Consider the following 20,811-nt stretch of genomic DNA (forward strand, 5'->3'; position numbering starts at 1 on the left):
ATGTATCAATGAGATTTATTTTAATTCTAATATTACTTCCTTTTTCAATCTTCTCACAAGAAAAAGATTCTTTAAAAATTAAAGTTTCAGGTTTTTTAGAAACGTATTACGCATACGATTTTAGTAATCCAACTACAGATGTTAAACTTCCATTTATGTACAATTATAACCGTCATAACGAGTTTAATGTGAACAATGGATTAATTCGTACACAATTACAATACGGAAACACTTATGCGTCAATTGCAGTTCATGCAGGAACGTATGTAGATGATAATTACGTTTCGGAAGATATAAAATTAGTAAGCGAAGCTTATGTGGGAATGTACTTGAATGACAACAAAAAATCATCAATTGAAGTTGGAATCATGCCAAGTTACATTGGATTTGAATCGGCAACAACGGCCTCCAACTTGACTTTAACACGTTCTATTTTAGCGGAAAATTCGCCTTATTTTATGACGGGAATCAAATACAATTACAAACCTTCTGACAAATGGAGTTTTTCGGGATTAGTAACTAATGGTTGGCAACGCATCAATAGACCTGATAAAACGGTAACGCCAGCTTTAGGAACTCAAATTGTCTTTAAACCTTCAGAAAAAGCTACATTGAATTGGAGTACTTTTATCGGAAAAGAATTTTATGGTACCGAATTAGGAATGCGTTATTTTAGTAATTTGTATTGGGATAACACCTGGAATTCAAAATGGCGTACCATTTTAGGATTTGATTTTGGCATTCAAGATAGTTCTTCTTTGAATGACGAACATTTGTTTTGGATGAGTCCTGTTTTGATTACTCAATATTCAATTAATTCCAAATGGCAAACTGCGGTTAGATTGGAATATTATCAAGATGAAGATAACGTGATTATTGCCACTTCAGATGCGTTTAAAACATCTGGAGCTTCCATAAATTTTGATTATTTGCCAAATTCGAAAGTAAAATTAAGAACAGAGGCTCGTTACTTAGATTCAAAAGAAGCTATTTTCTTTCACAATAAATCGAATAACTTTTTTGTTACAACTAGTTTGAGTTTTGAGTTTTAATGAATTTCAAATCGATTAGAAAAGCTAGTAAAGTTCCAATTATATAGCAAAGTAAATCTGACCAAAGAAAACCTTCGCCCAAAATATAATGTCCTAAAGTAGTTTTCCGAATAGCAATTAACCAATCAATTTGAACCAATTGTAAGATTTCGATACTAAAACAAAAAAGTAAACTCAATAGGAGAGAAGTTGCTTTTTTCAAATCGATTAATATAAATCGAAATCCGAAATAAATCAAAACAGCATACAAAACATCTCCAATAAATAATGGAATGCCTGATATTTTCCTTGAAAGTATTCCAAGAATTAATATCAATAAAATAAGTATAAAATAATTTAAACGATTGTTTTTCATTAACAATCCGACATGTTTACTGCTACAGCTAAACCACCTTCTGAAGTTTCTTTGTATTTGGAATTCATATCTTTTGCAGTTTGCCACATCGTATGAATCACTTTGTCTAATGGTACTTTTGCATTTAAAGCATCGGTTTCTAAAGCTAATTCGGCTGCATTGATGGCTTTTATCGCACCCATAGTATTTCTTTCAATACACGGAATTTGTACTAAACCACCAATTGGGTCGCAAGTTAATCCTAAGTGATGTTCCATCGCAATTTCGGCTGCCATAGCAACTTGAGCAGGAGTGCCACCCATTAACTCACACAAAGCAGCAGCTGCCATAGCACTCGAAACACCAATTTCTGCTTGACAACCACCCATTGCAGCTGAAATGGTTGCGCCTTTCTTGAAGATAGAACCTATTTCACCTGCTACCATTAAAAATTGTTTGATTTCTTTTTCGCCCGCTTCATGATTTTCGATTACCAAATAATACATCAAAACCGCTGGAATAACTCCAGCACTTCCATTAGTTGGAGCAGTAACCACACGACCTAACGAAGCATTTACTTCATTTACAGCCAGAGCAAAACAACTTACCCATTTTAAAATCTGACGGAATTTAACTTCGGTTTGTCTGATGATTTGCAACCACGAATACGGATCTTCATAAGGTAAAACACCAATTAAGTTTTTGTGCATGTCATACGCTCTTCGTCGCACATTAAGTCCACCTGGAAGAATTCCCTCCGAATGACAACCAATGTACATGCATTCTAACATCGTATCCCAAATGCGAAGTAATTCGTTGTGAATTTCTTCTTCGCTACGCATGGTTTTCTCGTTTTCGTATACGATTTCCGATATTTTTTTATTTTCGGCTACACAAAAAGCCAATAATTCATCCGCTTTTTCAACCGGAAATGGAAAAGTATGTAAAATTTCTTCCTTATGATGGTCTTCTTTTTCTTTAACTACAAATCCGCCACCAATAGAATAATAGGTTTCTGAATAAGTTTCAGTATCAGTTTTGGCTGTAAAAGTTAATCCGTTGGCATGAAAAGGTAAAAAGTTTCTGTTGAAAACAATATCGGTTTTAAAACAAAACGGAATTAAAATTTCATTTCCTAAGAAAATTTCTTTCTTGTTTTTAATAGCCGAAATAATTACATCAATACTTTCCACAGGAATATATTCAGGATCAGCACCACTTAAACCAAGCATTACTGCTAAATCTGTTGCGTGTCCTTTTCCAGTTAGTGATAAGGAACCATATAAATCTACTTTGACACCAATTACGGTATCAATTAGATTACGTTCGCGCAATTCTTTTAAAAATTGTTCGGCAGCACGCCATGGTCCAAGTGTGTGAGAACTCGAAGGTCCAACACCAATCTTTAACATATCAAAAACGGATATACATTCCATAAACATTTCTTTAGTATAGCAAAGATAGTCTTTAAAATTGAAATTATACAACACGTAAAAGTGTTCGATTGTTATAAATTAAACGAATTAATAACATAAAATTGGGATTTGATTTCCTTCTTTTTTAGTTCTTTTGCAAAAAAAAGTAATGCCAATAAATAAATATTTTTTATCTGCTTTATCTGCCTTTATTATTTGGGGATTTTTTAGTTTGGCTTTAAAACCTTTAACGAATTATGCTTCACTAGATATTTTATTCTTCCGAGTTTTTATAGCTACGGCTTTCTTATTGGGAATTAATTTATTTTTTAGAAAATCAGTTCTTGTTGAAGCAAAGAAAACGTTCAAAGAACTTTCCAAGAAAAAACAAAAATCAGTAGTAATCATGACGGTTGTTGGCGGGCTTTTGTTGGTGTTGAATTGGTTTTTATTTATCTATGCGGTGAATCATGTTAGCTTGCAATCAGCTTCGTTTGCATATATTATTTGTCCGATTTTAACCACTGTTTTAGCTTTTGTCTTATTAAAAGAAAGAATTGATTTATGGCAGTGGATTGCAGTTGGATTATGTGTAATTAGTTGTGTGATATTATCTTATGGAAATTTCAAAGATTTGATTTATAGCGTCATAATCGCATTAAGTTTTGGATTTTATTTGGTTTCCCAAAGAAAGAATAGTGATTTTGATAAATTCTTGATATTAACTATTCAAATGGTGATTGCTTCAGTCATATTAGTACCGTTTTATCCAAGTTTTGGTGGTGCTGTTCCAACAGAGTTTTTATTCTATTTTCTACTTTTGATTATTGTAATTGTCTTTACCATTATTCCATTGTTCTTGAATTTATATGCTTTAAAAGGATTGAATTCGTCAACTGTTGGGATTTTGATGTATACTAATCCCTTAATTCATTTCTTTTTAGCGATTTTCTATTTTAAAGAATCAGTATCTGTTGCCCAAATCGTTTCTTATTCTTTGATTTTGATTTCTATCTTGGTTTTTAACATAGCTAATTTTAGAAATTTAAGTCAGAATAGAATAAAAAAAGCAGCATAAAACGACATTTTGTCAGTTTTAAAAACCTGACAAAAGCTGTTTTCTGTCAATTTTCCTTATTTTTCGTAATGGCACAATCATTGAATTAGAGTCATCGAGTTTAAAATTGAAATTTAAAATCTAACAAGTATAAAAATGAGCAAAATTATTGGAATCGACTTAGGAACAACCAACTCATGTGTGGCTGTAATGGAAGGTGGAGAACCTGTTGTAATTGCAAACGCAGAAGGTAAAAGAACTACACCATCTGTTATTGCATTTGTAGAAGGTGGAGAAATTAAAGTTGGAGATCCGGCAAAAAGACAAGCAGTAACTAACCCAACAAAAACGATTGCATCTATCAAACGTTTTATGGGTAACAAGTACACTGAAAGTGCTAAAGAAGCTTCAACAGTAGCTTACAAGGTAGTAAAAGGGGACAACGATACACCACGTGTTGATATCGATGGTCGTTTATACACACCACAAGAATTGTCTGCAATGACACTTCAAAAAATGAAAAAAACAGCTGAAGATTATTTAGGTCATTCAGTTACTGAAGCAGTTATTACTGTTCCAGCTTACTTTAACGATGCACAACGTCAGGCTACGAAAGAAGCAGGTGAAATCGCAGGTTTAAAAGTAATGCGTATTATCAATGAGCCTACAGCAGCAGCTTTAGCTTATGGATTAGACAAACAAGGTAAAGACCAAAAAATTGCAGTTTACGATTTAGGTGGAGGTACATTTGATATTTCTGTATTAGAATTAGGAGACGGAGTTTTTGAAGTTTTATCTACAAACGGAGATACTCACTTAGGTGGAGATGATTTTGACCAAGTAATTATCGATTGGTTAGCTAACGAATTCAACGCAAATGAAGGTGTTGATTTACGTAAAGACCCAATGGCATTACAACGTTTAAAAGAAGCAGCTGAGAAAGCTAAAATTGAATTATCAGCTTCTGCTCAAACAGAAATCAACTTGCCATACGTAACAGCTACGGCTTCTGGACCAAAACACTTAGTTCAAACGTTAACAAGAGCTAAATTTGAACAATTAGCTGAAACTTTAGTAAAACGTTCTATGGAGCCAGTTGCTAAAGCGTTAAAAGATGCTGGTTTATCAGTTTCTGATATTGACGAAGTAATTTTAGTAGGAGGTTCAACTCGTATTCCTGTTATTCAAGAACAAGTAGAGAAATTCTTCGGTAAAAAACCATCAAAAGGAGTAAATCCTGATGAAGTAGTAGCAATTGGAGCTGCAATTCAAGGTGGAGTTTTAACAGGTGAAGTAAAAGACGTATTGTTATTAGACGTTACGCCACTTTCATTAGGTATTGAAACTATGGGAAGTGTAATGACTAAATTAATTGAGTCTAACACGACTATCCCAACAAGAAAATCACAAGTTTTCTCAACAGCAGCAGACAATCAACCATCGGTAGAAATCCATGTTATTCAAGGAGAAAGACCAATGGCAAATGATAATAAAACAATTGGTCGTTTCCATTTAGATGGTATTCCACCAGCACCAAGAGGCGTTCCTCAAATTGAAGTAACGTTTGATATTGATGCGAATGGTATCATTAAAGTATCGGCTACTGATAAAGGAACAGGTAAATCACATGATATTCGTATCGAAGCTTCTTCAGGTTTAACAGCAGAAGAAATTGAAAAAATGAAAAAAGATGCTGAATTGAATGCTGAAGCTGATAAATTGGCTAAAGAAAGAGCAGACAAGTTAAACGAAGCTGATTCGATGATTTTCCAAACAGAAAGTCAATTAAAAGAAATTGGTGATAAATTAACTGCTGAACACAAAACAGCTATCGAATATGCGTTAACTGAATTGAAAATGGGTCATGAATCTCAAGATTTAGACACTATTCAAAAAGGTTTAGACAACGTAAATGCAGCTTGGAAAACAGCTACAGAAGAAATGTACAAATCACAAGAGCAAGGAGGAGCTTCTCAAGCTGAGCCACAAGCAAGCGCTTCAGGAGACCAAACTCAAGATGTAGATTTCGAAGAAGTAAAATAATTTACAAATCGTAAATACATTTAAAACCGAATCAGAAATGATTCGGTTTTTTTGTTTCATAAAATTCAATCGTATCTATTTTTTTGTATATTAGGAACTTAATTTAACAACCTACTATTATGAAAAAACTATTTTTACTTCTTGTTTTATTGGTATCAACTGTTGGTTTTGCTCAAAAAGGCAAAGGAAAACCAGCTACAAAAAATGTTATTTTAACTAAAGTTGATAACATATCTGCTGAAATCATTTCTGAAAAGTCAGGAAAGCGAATAGTTCTTTTTGTGAAAAGTGGAGATAAAATAGATACATTAGAAGTTAAAAAAATAGATAAAACCGATTTTAAACCTACGGTTTTTGTTGTTAAGAGCTTTACAACTCAAGGTAAAAAGTTTTATCATGTAAATTGGAAAGAACAAGTTAAAACGGATACAAAACTTAAAAAGGAAACGTCTGATATTACAGAAGACCAACTTTGGGATACTGAAAACAAAACACTTTTATTGGGCAATCTTCACAAAAAATCACATATTAAAGAAACTATTTTTCTTGATGCAAATAAGACAGCTTCACACGATGTTGAAAAAAATAGAAGTGAAGGTTTCGAATTTATTTTAAACGCTGATGGAAGTTTTGTTTTGAAAACTAAAACTCAAAATAGTACTTATGTTTACAATACGGCATCTAGTAAATATGAAATTAAAGGAGCTCCAAAAACTTCTGGAGGGAAAAAGAAAAAGTAATTATTTTATAATATAAAAAAAGGGATGACAATTAAGTCATCCCTTTTTGTTTCAATACAATTGATTATTTAGGTTTCATTGCGTTTTCAATTCTTGCAACTAAATCGTTTAGGTGAAATTTCGTTAAACGATCAGTAGAAACCGCAGCTGCAGCTCTTAACTGATTTTTCAATTCATTTAATTGACCACGAGCAATAGAAGGAATATCAGTGTCGGCTAAAACAATTCTGCGTCCACCGAAAGTAGCTACGTTTGTTTTTTCGCTTGACATTGTTTCTATTAATTTAGAAACAAACAACTTTTGCAAGTTTCTTCTGTAAATATCAATAGGTGCGTTAGTTTTAATTTCTGAGAAAATACCTCTTCTTAAATCGCTCATTAATTCGTCTACTGAGTAATTTGCTTTATTTTGAGATGAAGTTTCTAATAAACGAACCAATCTATCGCCAGCTAATAAACTTGATAAAGTTCCGTCTTGGATTGATTTGATGGCTTCAACTCCGTTTTCAGGTCTAATTTTAGATAAAACATTTTGATCTAATAACCACATTGGAGTTTTAAATAATTGATTGTTCAAGAAAGCAACTGCTTCATTTTGAATAGCTGAAGGAACCACTTCGTATTTGTTTCCTTCCATGTCATATGTTTTTGGAGTTTCATAAATACCACCAACATTTTTCGTAACATGTCCCATATAACGTCTATATTGTCCTGTTAAAGAATTATATAATCCGTTTAATTCATCATAATCTTCACCGTTTTCTTTACTCCATTCGATTAAATTAGGTAAAATTCTTTTTAAGTTTTTAATCCCATAATCTGAAGCTTTCATAGCATTATCACCCAAATCTTCTGTTTGGTATCTTGGGTCATACGGATTCGTTTCGGTACCAAACCATAAACGACGATTTTTGTATGCTTCTTTTGTCATTTCGTTCAATAATGCTTTTTCAGCATCTTCATCTTTAGCATCTTTGAAATACGAATAACCCCATTTGATAGCCCATTTATCATAATCTCCAATTCTTGGGAATAAGTCAGTAACACCGTCTTCTGGTTGCGCCACATAATTAAAACGAGCATAATCCATAATTGATGACGTATGTCCGTTTTTCTTTTGAAACTCTGGATTTCTTAACATTTCAACCGGAGTAGCAAAACTTGCTCCCATGTTGTGACGAAGACCAAGTGTATGACCAACTTCATGAGCTGCCACAAAACGAATCAATTCGCCCATTAACTTATCATCAAACTTTTTGTTTCTAGCTTGTGGATCAACCGCAGCAGTTTGAATCAAATACCAATCACGTAATAAACTCATGATATTGTGGTACCATCCAATATGACTTTCCATAATTTCACCTGTTCTTGGATCATGAACGTTTGGTCCGTAAGCATTTTGAATTTCAGCAGCAAAATAGCGTAATACTGAAAAACGAGCATCTTCTAAACTCATTGTTGGGTCATTTTCTGGCCAATATTCGCCACGAATTGCATTTTTCCAACCAGCAAATTCAAAAGCTTCTTGCCAATCATCAATTCCTTGTTTAATGAAAGGTTTCCATTTGTCTGGAGTTGCTGGGTCTAAGTAATAAACAATTGGTTTTTTTGGTTCAATAAGTTCACCACGTTTTTGTTTTTCAGCATCTTCAGCATTTTTTGGTTCTAAACGCCATCTAACTGCAAAAATATCAGTATCTGCTTTTTGAGAATCTTCTTCAAATACATCGTATCCGTTTGCAAAATAACCAACTCTTTTATCAAAAGAACGTTTACGCATAGGGTTATCTGGAAGTAAAATAAAAGATGTATTCAATTCCATAGTAACTACTCCAGCATCTAATCCTGCAGGTAAATCTACTCCAATTTTTGGTGTTGGAGTTCTTGATATTTGAGGAGCAACAGTAGTAAATGTTTTTGTTGTTCTAATTTCGGTATTAATTGGAAAACTCTTTATAAATTGAATGAAAGATTTGTCTTTCTGAAAAGCTTGAATACTTAACATTTGTTTATTAATTGAGTTTAACGAAAATGTTTGTAAATCAGAATCAAAAGCTGGAGTCATATCAATAACACTTGCAATGTTTTCTTTACCTGATTTGTCTTTTTTGTAAGCTAAAATGTCATAGATTCCAATAATTGGGTCTGCGCTTGAATTTTTAACCGATTTAGTAATTGGTTTATCTTCATCTGGAGTCATAATTACATACGTAATCGAACGAAGAAGAATGGTATTGTTTTGACCTTTTTCAAAACGAACTACTTGACGATTGATTTCTTCACCACCAAATATTCCACCTCCAGCTGGAGTTTTAGAATATCTAGTAATGGTCATAATTTCTTTTCCGATTAATGAATCTGAAATTTCAAAAAGATATTTTTCACCTACTTTGTGAACATCTATAAGTCCATCTTGAGTTACAGCTGTTGAATCAATTACTTTTTTATAGGGTTTAGGTTCTTTTTTAGCATCTGGCTTTTTAGCATCGGATGCAACGGCTTCTGTTGTTGGTTTTTTTTTGTCTTTTTTCTTTTTCTGAGCCATTAGTTCCGTTGAAAAAGAAAATGTAATAAGACAACTAAGAAGGGTTAGTTTTTTGATCATCTTTATTTTGATTAATTATTTCCCAAATTTATCTGAATCTTGTCATTTCTCTTTTCGTATTAAGTTTTTATTAAGAATTTTAACATTTGTTATCACATTTTTATCTTAAAACCGTAAAATAATAATTTTTATATGCATGCATAATATTTTATTTTTCTTATATTTGAATCTAAATTTAAGATTATGGAAAAACAATCGTTGACTTCGCTTTTACAAATTACGCATCCTGTAATTATGGCTCCTATGTTTTTGGTATCGAATACTAAAATGGTTATTGAAGGAATGAAAAGTGGTGTTGCAGGTTGTATTCCAGCATTGAATTACAGAACTTTAGAGGAGTTAAAATCGGCAATTCATGAATTAAAAGCCGCGAAAGTTCCCGGAGGAAGTTTTGGATTTAATTTGATTGTCAACAAATCTAATGTAAAATACAAAGAACAATTACGTATTTTATGTGAGGAAAAAGTTGATTTTATTCTAACTTCGTTAGGTTCGCCAGAAGAAACCATCAATGAAGCACATAAAGTTGGAATCAAAGTCTTTTGTGACGTTACCGATTTGTCTTTCGCTAAAAAAGTAGAAAGTTTAGGTGCTGATGCATTAGTAGCGGTAAACAACCAAGCTGGCGGACACAGAGGAAATATTAGTCCAGAAGAACTTATAAAATCACTAAATAAAAATACTTCTTTACCTGTAATTTCTGCAGGTGGAGTAGGAAGTAAGGCTGATTTAGATAAAATGCTAAGCTATGGAGCCGTTGGTGTTTCTGTGGGAAGTCCGTTTATAGCTTCAGTAGAATCTGGAGTTTCTAACGAATACAAACAAGCCTGTGTCGATTATGGTGCGAAAGACATTGTGATGACCGAACGAATTTCTGGAACACCTTGTACAGTAATCAATACACCATATGTTCAAAAAGTAGGAACTAAACAAACTTGGCTTGAAACTCTTCTAAATAAAAGTAAAACTTTAAAAAAATGGGTCAAAATGATTCGTTTTTATATTGGAATGAAAGCTACTGAAAAAGCAGCAACGCAAGTAACCTACAAAACGGTTTGGGTAGCTGGACCAAGTATTGAGGACACAAAAGCTATTTTACCTGTTTCCGAAATTGTAGCGAAATTGGTTAAGTAGTTAATTTATTAATTACATTTACAAAAATATTTCAATTGAAAAGAGTTGTTCATTATATTATAACCACATTAACCGTTTTTATATTCGGTTACTTGTTGTTGCATAGTAATGATACTTTGGCTGTTTCTCAACCAATAAAAAAGGAATCTACAAAAGAAATTTCCTTACATTTTAATCAAGGAAAAATCGATTTTAATCAGGAAGGAATTCAGAAAGAGTCGATTTCATTAAAAACCAACCAAAATTATTCAGGTTCAAGTGAAATTGTTAGAAAACAAATTCCTTCGTTTTTATTACCAACTTCTTTTGTTCAATTAGAAATATTTAATAAAAATAGTTTTGAAGTTTTCTTTGTTAAAAAGAACCTTTTAAATCTGTTTTTAAACACTTCAAGGATTATTTTTCCGTTTCATTATTTTTGGTAAAATTTATTTTAAGTTTCGTTAATCCCTTGTAAGTAATATACTTGGGAAATTATATTATACACCTAATTTAAAATAAATTCAAAATGGATATTACCAACACTATAATCGGAATCGTATTTTTTTCGTTAATCATTATTCCTATTTTCATCATTAATAACAATGTTAGAAAAAGAAAAAATCAATTATTAAACACCTTAAACGAATTATCATCTGACAAAAACACGAAGTTTTCAGATACTGATTTTTGGGCAAACAATTCGGGAATTGGATTAAAAGGCAATATGTTGGCTTTTTTTAGAAAAGGAGAAGATGCTCAAGTTAATGAAGTTGTTGATTTAAAAGAGGTAAAAAAATGTTTTTTGGTTCAATTTGATAAACACGGAAACGTTCCAAAAAACAACCATGAAATTAATAAATTAGCTTTGCATTTAACGTTGAGCAATCACAAAGAGATACATTTAGTTTTCTTTCATGCTGATGCTAAGAATTTCATTATTGGTGAAGAATTTAGAATAGCTAAAAAATGGTTAGATATTATTATTAGTAAAATCTAAAATTAAAAAAGCCTCAGGAATGAGGCTTTTTTTTATGAATTTCTAGTAAACTTACTCAACTTTAATCTCAAAAGTTTTATCCCAATTTTTACCCGTTACAAAATACGTTTTTGTTGCAGGGTTGTAAGCGATTCCATTTAAAACATCTATTTCTACATGTTTTGTAACTTTTGTTTTTAATTCACTTAGATTAATAATAGCCTCGATAGAACCATTCTTAGGATTTATAATAGCAATAGCATCTTTTTGATACACATTTGCCCATATTTTTCCGTTAACCCATTCCAATTCATTAACGGCTTCAATCTTAGCGCCATTGGTGTAAACGTTAATATAATCTTCAACTTTTAAAGTTTCTGGATTTAAAATGTAGATTTTTTCAGAACCATCACTCATGTAAAGTTTTTCACCATCATTCGTAATTCCCCATCCTTCCATTTCGTAAGGAAATGTTTTTTCTAATTTAAAAGTTTTTGCATCATACACAAAACCTGTTTTTTCTTTCCAAGTCAATTGATAGATTTTGTCTTTTAAAACCGTAATTCCTTCACCAAAATACTTGTCTTCTAACTTAATTTGTTCGGTTACTTTTCCTGTTTTATAATCGATTTTTCTTAAAGATGATTCTTTGTATTGTCCCGTTCCTTCTAATAAAACACCATTATAGAATTCAAAACCTTGTGTGTACGCATTGATATCGTGCGGATAAGTGTTTATAATTTTATAGTTCAAAATCTTTGGTTCAGTACTTGCATAAATTGAAAATCCTGTAGTAATATCAATATTTTGTCCTTCGAAATAAACTAAAGCTTTAATAGTTTGGTTTCCCAATTTCTGATTGCTCAATGCAAAAGGCAATTTTTCATTTCCTTTTACCGAACCAATTTTAACTTCGTTAATGTAGTAAACAACAGAATCTATTGTCTTGTTTTCTTTGTTTTGAAGAACCAAATCGATGCTTTCTTCAAGCTTAAGAATAGGTTTTATCGTAGGATTTTCAATCGAAAATAAATTTTTTAATGCATTTTCATCATCTTTACACGAAGTAGAAATTACACCTAAAACAATGAAAGCGAATAGCTTAACTTTTAACATGGTTGAAATATTTAATAAGGTAAATATACAATGATTTTTTATACTCACAATTGCCTTGCAAAAATATAAAAAGGTTGTATATTTGCACCGGCAAGTCCTACACGACCAGCTCCTGCAGACTCCTCCAGGGTGGGAACACAGCAAAGGTATGTGGTTGTAGCGGTGCGATGTAGGTCGCTTGCCATTTTTTATTTCTTTTGAATTGCTGTCCCGATTGTTCGGGATTTTTTATTTTTACACCAATTCTAATTCCTATGCAAATCACTTGGCAAATAGTTCGCTTACAACTAAAAGAAACGTTTTCAATTAGTTATGGAAGTTACTCGTTCAGAGAAGCTTTAATTGTTTCGCTTTCCAAGAACGGAAAAACAGGCTATGGCGAATGCACAGCAATTGATTACTACGGAATTATTTTATCCGATTTCACTAAGAAGTTAGCCGAAATTCAAACTCAAATTGAAAAACAATCCATAAATCATCCTTCCGAATTTTATGCGTTTTTAGAAACTTTACAATTGCATTCTTTTCTGCGTTCGGCTTTAGATTGTGCGTATTGGGATTTATTTGGAAAGTTAGAAAATATGAGTTTCTTCGAATTAAATTCGATAGAAGTAAAGCAATTACCCGAATCTTCCATTACGATAAGTGTTGCTTCAATTGAAGAACAGTTACAAAAAATCGCAAAATCCGATTGGAATAAATTCAAAGTAAAATGGAATCATTACGATGAGAAAGCGTTGGATTTATTACTGAATTGTAAAAAAGAAATCGCTTTAGATGCGAACGGAAGTTTTTCTATTTCCGAATGTCAGCAATTGGAAGAAAATCCTGCATCAGCTCAATTTACTTATATTGAGCAACCTATGAAAATCGGAATTTCAAATTATTCCCATTTGAATGCATCTAAATTTGCGAATTGGATGGCTGATGAAGATTGCCAAGAACAAACAAAACTTTCCGATTTAAAATCACACTATAAAACCATTAATATCAAATTAGTCAAAACAGGCGGATTAACTCCAGCTTTGGAACTAATTAAAGAAGCGCGAGTAAACGATTTTAAAATTATGATTGGTTGCATGACCGAATCAACTGTAGGAATTTCAGCTGGTTCTGTTTTAGTTCCGTTAGTGGATTATGTAGATTTAGATGGCGCGAATTTAATTGCGAATGACATCGCTTTTGGAAGTACTATCGAAAAGGGAAAAGTATTGCTTTCAGAGAAAGTTGGGTTAGGAATTTCCTTGAAATAATATAAAGCCGTATTTTCGCACTATAATTCACATTAAAATGAGTAAAGTAGTATTAATTACAGGTGGTTCATCAGGAATTGGAAAATCAATTGGCGAGTTTTTGCACCAGAAAGGTTTTTTGGTATATGGTACAAGTCGAAATCCTGAAAAAATCACGAATTCGATATTTCCATTAGTAGCTTTGGATGTTCGCGACAAGCAAAGCATTGTGAAATGTGTAGCCGAAGTTATCCAGAAATCAGGACGATTGGATATTGTAATTAATAATGCTGGAGTTGGAATTACAGGTCCAATTGAAGAAATCCCAACCGAAGAAATACGAAATAATTTCGAGACGAATTTATTTGGTCCAATCGAAGTGATGAAAGCAGTTTTACCTCAAATGCGTGTTCAAAAATCGGGTTTGATTATTAATATAACATCGATTGCAGGTTATATGGGATTGCCTTATCGTGGCATTTATTCCGCTTCAAAAGGCGCTCTTGAATTAATTACTGAAGCTTTACGAATGGAAGTAAAATCCTTTGGAATCCAAATCACGAATGTTGCTCCAGGAGATTTTGCGACAAACATTGCAGCAGGTCGATATCATGCACCAGTTGTGATAGGTTCGGCTTATGAAGTTCCTTACGGAAACACCTTAAAAGAAATGGATTCGCACGTGGATAGCGGAAGTAATCCAAACGAAATGGCAGAAGCTATTTTTGCTATTATTCAAACTGATAAACCAAAAGTACATTATAAAGTAGGTGCTTTCATGCAAAAGTTTTCTATTGTTTTAAAACGTATTTTGCCTGATACGGTTTACGAGAGAATGTTGATGAATCATTATAAGTTGTAGATTAATGTTGAGTTAAAGGTGATGAGTGAAGTCAAACTTGTTTCAGTTCTAATTAATCTTGTTTTTTAAAAAATAATCATGCAAAATATTTTCATAATAGAAGCCGAATTACAAGATATTGAAAAACTTCAAAAAATAGGAAGACAAACTTTTTTTGAAACTTTTTCGGAAAGTAATTCAGAAGAAAACATGCAAAAATATTTGGATGAAGGCTTCTCAATTGAAAAATTAACCACAGAACTTACCAATACAAATGCTGAATTCTATTTTGCTGTTCGTGATGCGGAAGTAATTGGTTATTTGAAACTTAATTTTGGCGACTCACAAACTGAATTAAAAGATAATAAAGCCCTAGAAATCGAACGAATTTATGTTTCCAAAGAATTTCACGGTAAAAGCGTAGGACAATTATTGTACGATAAAGCCATTGAAGTTGCGAAACAAAAAAACGTTAATTATGTTTGGTTAGGCGTTTGGGAAGAAAATCCACGTGCTATTAGTTTTTATAAGAAAAATGGTTTTGTTGAATTTGATAAACACATTTTCAAATTAGGAAATGACGAACAGATTGATATTATGATGAAATTGAATTTAAAGAATTAATTTTCACCTAATCTTTAATTTGATTTTTGAACTTGCCCTTGTCCTTGAATTTGGAATTTTTTATTCGTACTTTTGCCAAAACAATTTATCCTGAGCTTGTTGAAGGACAAAACAACACACAATACTTTAAAATTTAAAAAAGATGAAATTTTTTATTGACACAGCTAATTTAGAGCAAATTAAAGAAGCACAAGAATTAGGAATTTTAGATGGTGTTACTACAAACCCATCGTTAATGGCTAAAGAAGGCATTACAGGAAAAAACAATATTCTAAAACACTACGTAGACATTTGTAACATTGTAGACGGAGATGTAAGTGCAGAAGTAAATGCAATGGATTTAGAAGGTATGATTAGAGAAGGTGAGGAGTTAGCTGACTTACACGAACAAATCGTAGTGAAATTACCTATGACTAAAGAAGGTGTAAAAGCATGTAAATATTTCTCTGATAAAGGAATCAAAACCAATGTAACCTTAATTTTCTCTGCTGGACAAGCTTTATTAGCTGCAAAAGCGGGAGCAACTTATTGTTCGCCTTTCTTAGGAAGATTAGATGATGTTTCAACAGATGGTTTAAATTTAATTGATGAAATTCGTCAAATTTATGATAACTACGGATTTGAAACTCAAATTTTAGCAGCTTCTGTGCGTCACACAATGCACGTAATTAACTGTGCTAAAATTGGTGCTGATGTTATGACTGGACCTTTATCTTCAATTACAGGATTATTAAAACATCCATTAACTGATATCGGAATTGCTCAGTTCATTGCAGATTACGAAAAAGGAAATAAATAATTTTCCTAGACTAGATAAAAACAAAAAGCGTTCTGATTAGAACGCTTTTTTTTTTATGATTGTATTTTTGTTATTTCAAATTCTGTTCAAAATTCACATCAAACAAATTGGCAAAACCATTTTTAATGGTTCCATCTGCATTTAAGACGATGATTCTATGAATTTTTGTAATTACCCATTGTTTTCTTATCGTTTCAAAGTCTACAGCGTGTAGTTCTTTTACGCCTTCAAAATTGTATTTTTTTAAAGCGTTTTTCCAGTTGGCAATGTTGTCATTCACATTAATGGCTATAAATTCATAATCTGGATATTTTGCTTGTAATTCCGTTACTTTTCTGTGAGAAGCTGAAAAATGCGATTCTGCATGACTCGTCCAAAAGAATAAAACAGTTGGTTTTTTAATGACGTTATTAATGTCTAAAGGTTTATATACAGTATCAACTAATTCAATTTTAGGTAAACGATTACCCACTTTTAAATTCTGAACCGAATTATAAATTTCGGAAATTTCCTTTTTATTTTCTTTGTCAGTAGTTAATTGCAAATAACGTTCAATGAATTTTTGGTTGTTGTACATGTTTTGATCTTCTAACAAGTACATCATCGCTACATTATTTAATACTACATTTTTTACTTTTTGATTTTTAATTAAAGTATCGGTAATATTTAATTTTGTTATGTTATTTTCTAACGAATTTTCATTTAAATCTGCCTCGTTACTTTGTAAAGCAACGTTGTTCAACATAACACTCACATATTTAATGTATGGAGAATAATTAGTTAAAACCGCATTATTGAAATCAACTTCTTTTCGGTGATTGTAATAGTCTTTTGGTAAACTAGTTCTAATATTTTCACCTGTTCTAAATTGGTGTGCGTATGGATAAATCTCTTTTTTGGTAATGTGATGAAAATCTAAACTTGCTTTTGCTACTAAATCAAAATTTTCGTCCCAACCAATTTCAGCTTTTCGTTTTAAGTAAAATGACTTACGAATGGCAAAACTCGAATCGATGTTCTTGATAAAACTTTTTACATCTTTATCAAAATTGTCATACATAATAGAACGATCGGCTTCGTTTTTCAAAAATAATTCCATCAAGAAATTGTTTTTTTCATCACCACGTCCACAAAAAACAACTGAATTATCAAAATCAAAAGTATTTACTCGAACCATTAAACTATCGTTCTTGTCAAAATAGACATATTGATATTCAGGGTTGTGTTTAAAAGTGTATAAACCAGGAGTTAACGAATCAAATTTATGCATAAAGCGATTGTTTTTATCTAGATAAATAGTGTCAATCACTTCGCCATCTTTTAAAAACAAAACATATTTCTCTTGAGGATTTAAGACTTCTCCTCCAAAATAAGCCACATAATTATCTTCCTTAAATACTCTTTTACAAGAAGTTAAAGTAGAGAAAAGGACGATAGACAGCGGCAAAAAATATTTTATGTAATTCTTAATCATTCAATTGATTATTGATTTCTGAACAAATGTATCAGTAAAATTCAAATTTTGTTGTTAATGTACAGTTAAAATAAACCTATATTAATTCTAAATTATTGTGTTCAAAAATCTACTATTTTTAGTACTTTTGCAACAGTTTTATAAAAAAATACAAAAATGTTAACAGTTTCAAATTTATCGGTTCAATTTGGGAAACGAATTTTATTCGATGAAGTAAATACAACTTTCACGCAAGGTAACTGCTACGGAATCATTGGAGCCAATGGTGCTGGGAAATCTACTTTCATGAAAATCATAGCAGGTGAGATGGAACCAACGTCTGGTAGAGTAATTCTTGAACCAGGAAAACGTATGTCGGTTTTAAACCAAAATCACAACTTATTTGACGAATATACAGTTTTAGAAACTGTTTTAATGGGAAATAAAGTATTGCATGCTATTAAAACAGAAATGGATGCTTTGTATGCTGATTATACAGATGAAAACGCCAACAGAATTGGAGAATTGCAATTGCAGTTTGACGAAATGAACGGTTGGAATGCAGAAAGTGATGCTGCTACCATGCTATCTAACTTAGAAATTGGTGCAGAACATCATTATACTTTGATGGCTGATTTGGACGGAAAGCTTAAAGTTCGTGTGTTATTAGCACAAGCTTTATTTGGAAATCCAGACGTGTTGATTATGGATGAGCCTACCAACGATTTGGATTTTGAAACCATTGGTTGGTTAGAGAATTTCTTAGCAAATTATGAAAATACGGTTTTAGTAGTTTCGCATGACCGTCACTTTTTAGATGCGGTTTGTACGCACGTTTCAGATATCGATTTCGGAAAAATCACACATTATTCTGGAAATTACACGTTTTGGTACGAATCTTCGCAATTAGCAGCACGTCAAAAAGCACAACAGAATAAGAAAGCTGAAGAGAAAAAAGCTGAATTAGAAGAATTTATTCGTCGTTTTAGTGCGAATGTGGCAAAATCGAAACAAGCAACTTCTCGTAAAAAAATGATTGAAAAATTAAATTTAGACGAGATTAAACCTTCAAGTAGAAGATATCCAGCAATTATTTTCGATGTAGAAAGAGAAGCAGGAGACCAAATTTTAAACGTTCAAGATTTATCAGCTTCAGTTGATGGAGAAACTTTGTTTAAAAATGTAGATTTAAACATGGCGAAAGGCGATAAAATTGTGGTTTTCTCTAAAGATTCTAGAGCAACAACTGCTTTTTATGAAATCTTAAACAATAAAATGACTCCAGATTCAGGAACATTTGATTGGGGAATCACTACGACACAATCGTATTTACCAGTAGATAATCATGAATATTTTGATGGAGTTGATTTAAACTTGGTAGATTGGTTACGTCAATGGGTAAAAACCGAAGAAGAGCGCGATGAAGTTTATGTTCGTGGATTCTTAGGAAAAATGATTTTCTCTGGTGAAGAAGCCTTAAAAAAATGTAACGTTTTATCAGGAGGAGAAAAAGTGCGTTGTATGTTGTCTCGTATGATGATGATTAGAGCAAACGTTTTAATGTTAGACGAACCAACAAATCACTTGGACTTAGAATCGATTACGGCTTTTAATAATTCATTAAATAATTTCAAAGGTTCAGTATTGTTTACTACACATGACCACGAATTTGCGCAAACAGTAGGAAACAGAATCTTAGAATTAACACCAAATGGCGCCATCGATAGATACATGACATTTGATGAATATTTAGAAGATGACAAAATCAAAGAATTAAGAAAGAAAATGTATTCTTAATATGAATCCCGTTGCTATTTTTAGTAACGGGATTTTTTTTACAATACGATTGCTATTAGAAATATAAATTCTAAATTTGTACAAACAACACACTATGAGTCAAAAAGTTTTGCTCACTTCAAAAGAAGTACACATTATCTTGCATCGATTAGCTTGTCAACTAATTGAAAATCATTTAGATTTCTCCAACACTGTTTTAATAGGATTACAACCAAGAGGTAAATATTTAGCCGAAAGAATCAAACAAGTTCTAGAATCGGATTATCAAATTCAAGACATTAAGTTAGGGTTTTTAGATATTACCTTCTTTCGTGACGATTTCAGAAGAGGTGAAAAGACATTAGAAGCTAACAAAACTCAAATTGATTTCTTAGTTGAAGATAAAAAAGTGGTTTTTATCGATGACGTTTTATATACTGGAAGAAGTATTAATGCGGCTTTAACTGCGATACAATCTTTCGGAAGACCATCAGAAGTAGAACTTTTAACCTTAATCGACAGAAGATTCAGTCGTCATTTACCCATTCAACCTGATTACAGAGGAAGACAAGTGGATGCCATTAACAATGAAAAAGTAATTGTAAAATGGGAAGGAAATGACGGAGAAGACGCTGTATATCTGGTAACTAAATAAACAACAACACACAACTACATATAAATGAAAGAATTATCAGTAAATCATTTAATCGGAATAAAATATATTACCAAACAAGATATTGATTTAATTTTCGAAACGGCTGACCATTTCAAAGAAGTTATCAATCGTCCAATCAAAAAAGTACCATCACTTAGAGATGTTACGATTGCCAACATTTTCTTCGAAAACAGCACACGAACCAAATTATCTTTCGAATTAGCACAAAAACGACTTTCAGCTGATGTTATTAGTTTTTCAGCAGCACAATCTTCGGTTAAAAAAGGAGAAACTTTGATTGACACCGTAAATAATATTTTATCTATGAAAGTGGATATGGTGGTCATGCGCCACAGTAGTCCTGGAGCAGCTCATTTTTTGTCACAAAATATTGGAGCAAGTGTTGTAAATGCTGGAGATGGAGCACACGAACACCCAACACAAGCCTTATTAGATAGTTTTACGATTAGAGAAAAATTAGGCGATGTAGGCGGAAAGAAAATTGTAATTGTAGGCGATATTTTACACTCAAGAGTAGCTTTATCGAATATTTTCGCATTACAAATGCAAGGTGCAGAAGTGAAAGTTTGCGGTCCAAAAACGTTGATTCCTAAATACATTGAGTCATTAGGAGTAACTGTTGAACCAAATCTAAGAAAAGCTTTAGAATGGGCAGATGTAGCTAATATGTTACGTGTTCAAAACGAACGTTTAGATGTGAGTTATTTCCCAACTACAAGAGAATATACCCAACAATACGGTGTAACCAAAGAATTATTAGATTCGTTAAATAAAGAAATCGTAATCATGCACCCAGGACCAATCAACAGAGGCGTAGAAATTACTTCAGATGTTGCGGATTCACAACAATCGGTGATTTTAAATCAGGTGGAAAATGGAGTAGCGGTTCGTATGGCAGTGATTTATTTATTGGCAAGTAAGATTAAGAATTAGTATCTTAGTTGAAATTATTAAAT

The 20,811-nt window shown here is 32.1% G+C and carries 19 protein-coding genes and 1 other RNA gene; 15 read left to right on the plus strand and 5 right to left on the minus strand.

The features are described from left to right. The first annotated feature begins 8 nt into the window (after positions 1-8). Positions 9-1,052 carry a porin gene (locus C8D80_RS01080; RefSeq protein ID WP_133606481.1) on the plus strand — a complete coding sequence of 348 codons (1,044 nt, stop codon included), beginning with the start codon at positions 9-11 and terminating at the stop codon, positions 1,050-1,052. Here C8D80_RS01080 and C8D80_RS01085 read toward each other — a convergent pair. Beyond that, positions 1,030-1,407: a ribosomal maturation YjgA family protein gene (locus C8D80_RS01085; RefSeq protein WP_133606483.1), complete on the minus strand. Its 378-nt coding sequence runs from the start codon at positions 1,405-1,407 to the stop codon at positions 1,030-1,032. The genes C8D80_RS01080 and C8D80_RS01085 overlap by 23 nt on opposite strands. Then, positions 1,407-2,822 carry an L-serine ammonia-lyase gene (locus C8D80_RS01090; protein ID WP_133606485.1) on the minus strand — a complete coding sequence of 472 codons (1,416 nt, stop codon included), beginning with the start codon at positions 2,820-2,822 and terminating at the stop codon, positions 1,407-1,409. Before C8D80_RS01090 ends, C8D80_RS01085 begins: the two co-directional genes overlap by 1 nt. Positions 2,823-2,970: 148 nt before the next feature. Here C8D80_RS01090 and C8D80_RS01095 point away from each other — a divergent pair, with 148 nt between their 5' ends. The 3 genes from C8D80_RS01095 to C8D80_RS01105 all read left to right on the plus strand — a co-directional run bounded on the left by C8D80_RS01095 (position 2,971) and on the right by C8D80_RS01105 (position 6,641). Further along, positions 2,971-3,879, plus strand: a complete 909-nt coding sequence (locus C8D80_RS01095; RefSeq protein ID WP_133606487.1) for an EamA family transporter — start codon at positions 2,971-2,973, stop codon at positions 3,877-3,879. A 135-nt stretch (positions 3,880-4,014) separates the two neighbouring features. Then, entirely contained in the window at positions 4,015-5,901 is a 1,887-nt protein-coding gene (dnaK, locus tag C8D80_RS01100) for a molecular chaperone DnaK (protein ID WP_133606489.1), read from the plus strand. Between the two features lie 119 nt (positions 5,902-6,020). Further along, complete coding sequence (locus C8D80_RS01105; RefSeq protein WP_133606491.1) at positions 6,021-6,641, plus strand: hypothetical protein; 621 nt, start codon at positions 6,021-6,023, stop codon at positions 6,639-6,641. Positions 6,642-6,705: 64 nt separating this feature from the next. Here C8D80_RS01105 and C8D80_RS01110 read toward each other — a convergent pair whose 3' ends face one another. Further along, entirely contained in the window at positions 6,706-9,186 is a 2,481-nt protein-coding gene (locus C8D80_RS01110) for a zinc-dependent metalloprotease (RefSeq protein ID WP_133606493.1), read from the minus strand. Positions 9,187-9,429: 243 nt separating this feature from the next. Between C8D80_RS01110 and C8D80_RS01115 the strand changes: the two genes are divergently transcribed. The 3 genes from C8D80_RS01115 (at position 9,430) to C8D80_RS01125 (ending at position 11,359) form a co-directional block, all read left to right on the plus strand. Beyond that, positions 9,430-10,380 carry an NAD(P)H-dependent flavin oxidoreductase gene (locus C8D80_RS01115; RefSeq protein WP_133606496.1) on the plus strand — a complete coding sequence of 317 codons (951 nt, stop codon included), beginning with the start codon at positions 9,430-9,432 and terminating at the stop codon, positions 10,378-10,380. 35 nt (positions 10,381-10,415) lie between these two features. Next, positions 10,416-10,805: a hypothetical protein gene (locus C8D80_RS01120; RefSeq protein ID WP_133606498.1), complete on the plus strand. Its 390-nt coding sequence runs from the start codon at positions 10,416-10,418 to the stop codon at positions 10,803-10,805. Positions 10,806-10,888: 83 nt separating this feature from the next. Then, positions 10,889-11,359, plus strand: a complete 471-nt coding sequence (locus C8D80_RS01125; RefSeq protein WP_133606500.1) for a hypothetical protein — start codon at positions 10,889-10,891, stop codon at positions 11,357-11,359. A gap of 51 nt (positions 11,360-11,410) precedes the next feature. Here C8D80_RS01125 and C8D80_RS01130 read toward each other — a convergent pair whose 3' ends face one another. Continuing rightward, entirely contained in the window at positions 11,411-12,454 is a 1,044-nt protein-coding gene (locus C8D80_RS01130) for a glutaminyl-peptide cyclotransferase (RefSeq protein WP_133606502.1), read from the minus strand. A gap of 88 nt (positions 12,455-12,542) precedes the next feature. Here C8D80_RS01130 and ffs point away from each other — a divergent pair. From ffs to fsa, 5 genes are all read left to right on the plus strand, one after another. Then, positions 12,543-12,640: signal recognition particle sRNA small type (ffs, locus tag C8D80_RS01135), an RNA gene on the plus strand. Positions 12,641-12,708: 68 nt separating this feature from the next. Beyond that, positions 12,709-13,707: an enolase C-terminal domain-like protein gene (locus C8D80_RS01140; protein WP_133606504.1), complete on the plus strand. Its 999-nt coding sequence runs from the start codon at positions 12,709-12,711 to the stop codon at positions 13,705-13,707. A gap of 37 nt (positions 13,708-13,744) precedes the next feature. Beyond that, positions 13,745-14,548, plus strand: a complete 804-nt coding sequence (locus C8D80_RS01145; protein WP_133606506.1) for an SDR family oxidoreductase — start codon at positions 13,745-13,747, stop codon at positions 14,546-14,548. 78 nt (positions 14,549-14,626) lie between these two features. Next, positions 14,627-15,151, plus strand: coding sequence for a GNAT family N-acetyltransferase (locus C8D80_RS01150; RefSeq protein WP_133606508.1), 525 nt, complete (start codon positions 14,627-14,629; stop codon positions 15,149-15,151). A 142-nt stretch (positions 15,152-15,293) separates the two neighbouring features. Beyond that, positions 15,294-15,950: a fructose-6-phosphate aldolase gene (gene fsa / locus C8D80_RS01155; protein ID WP_026726663.1), complete on the plus strand. Its 657-nt coding sequence runs from the start codon at positions 15,294-15,296 to the stop codon at positions 15,948-15,950. 70 nt (positions 15,951-16,020) lie between these two features. Here fsa and C8D80_RS01160 read toward each other — a convergent pair whose 3' ends face one another. Next, positions 16,021-17,424 carry a TlpA family protein disulfide reductase gene (locus C8D80_RS01160; protein ID WP_133606510.1) on the minus strand — a complete coding sequence of 468 codons (1,404 nt, stop codon included), beginning with the start codon at positions 17,422-17,424 and terminating at the stop codon, positions 16,021-16,023. A gap of 156 nt (positions 17,425-17,580) precedes the next feature. Here C8D80_RS01160 and C8D80_RS01165 point away from each other — a divergent pair, with 156 nt between their 5' ends. From C8D80_RS01165 to C8D80_RS01175, 3 genes are all read left to right on the plus strand, one after another. Next, entirely contained in the window at positions 17,581-19,200 is a 1,620-nt protein-coding gene (locus C8D80_RS01165; RefSeq protein WP_133606512.1) for an ABC-F family ATP-binding cassette domain-containing protein, read from the plus strand. 94 nt (positions 19,201-19,294) lie between these two features. Further along, positions 19,295-19,834, plus strand: coding sequence for a bifunctional pyr operon transcriptional regulator/uracil phosphoribosyltransferase PyrR (gene pyrR / locus C8D80_RS01170; protein WP_133606514.1), 540 nt, complete (start codon positions 19,295-19,297; stop codon positions 19,832-19,834). Positions 19,835-19,858: 24 nt separating this feature from the next. Next, on the plus strand, positions 19,859-20,788 hold the full coding sequence (locus tag C8D80_RS01175; RefSeq protein ID WP_133606516.1) for an aspartate carbamoyltransferase catalytic subunit: 930 nt from the start codon (positions 19,859-19,861) through the stop codon (positions 20,786-20,788). Positions 20,789-20,811 lie beyond the last annotated feature (23 nt).

The sequence above is a fragment of the Flavobacterium cheniae genome, from assembly GCF_004363695.1.
GTDB lineage: Bacteria > Bacteroidota > Bacteroidia > Flavobacteriales > Flavobacteriaceae > Flavobacterium > Flavobacterium cheniae.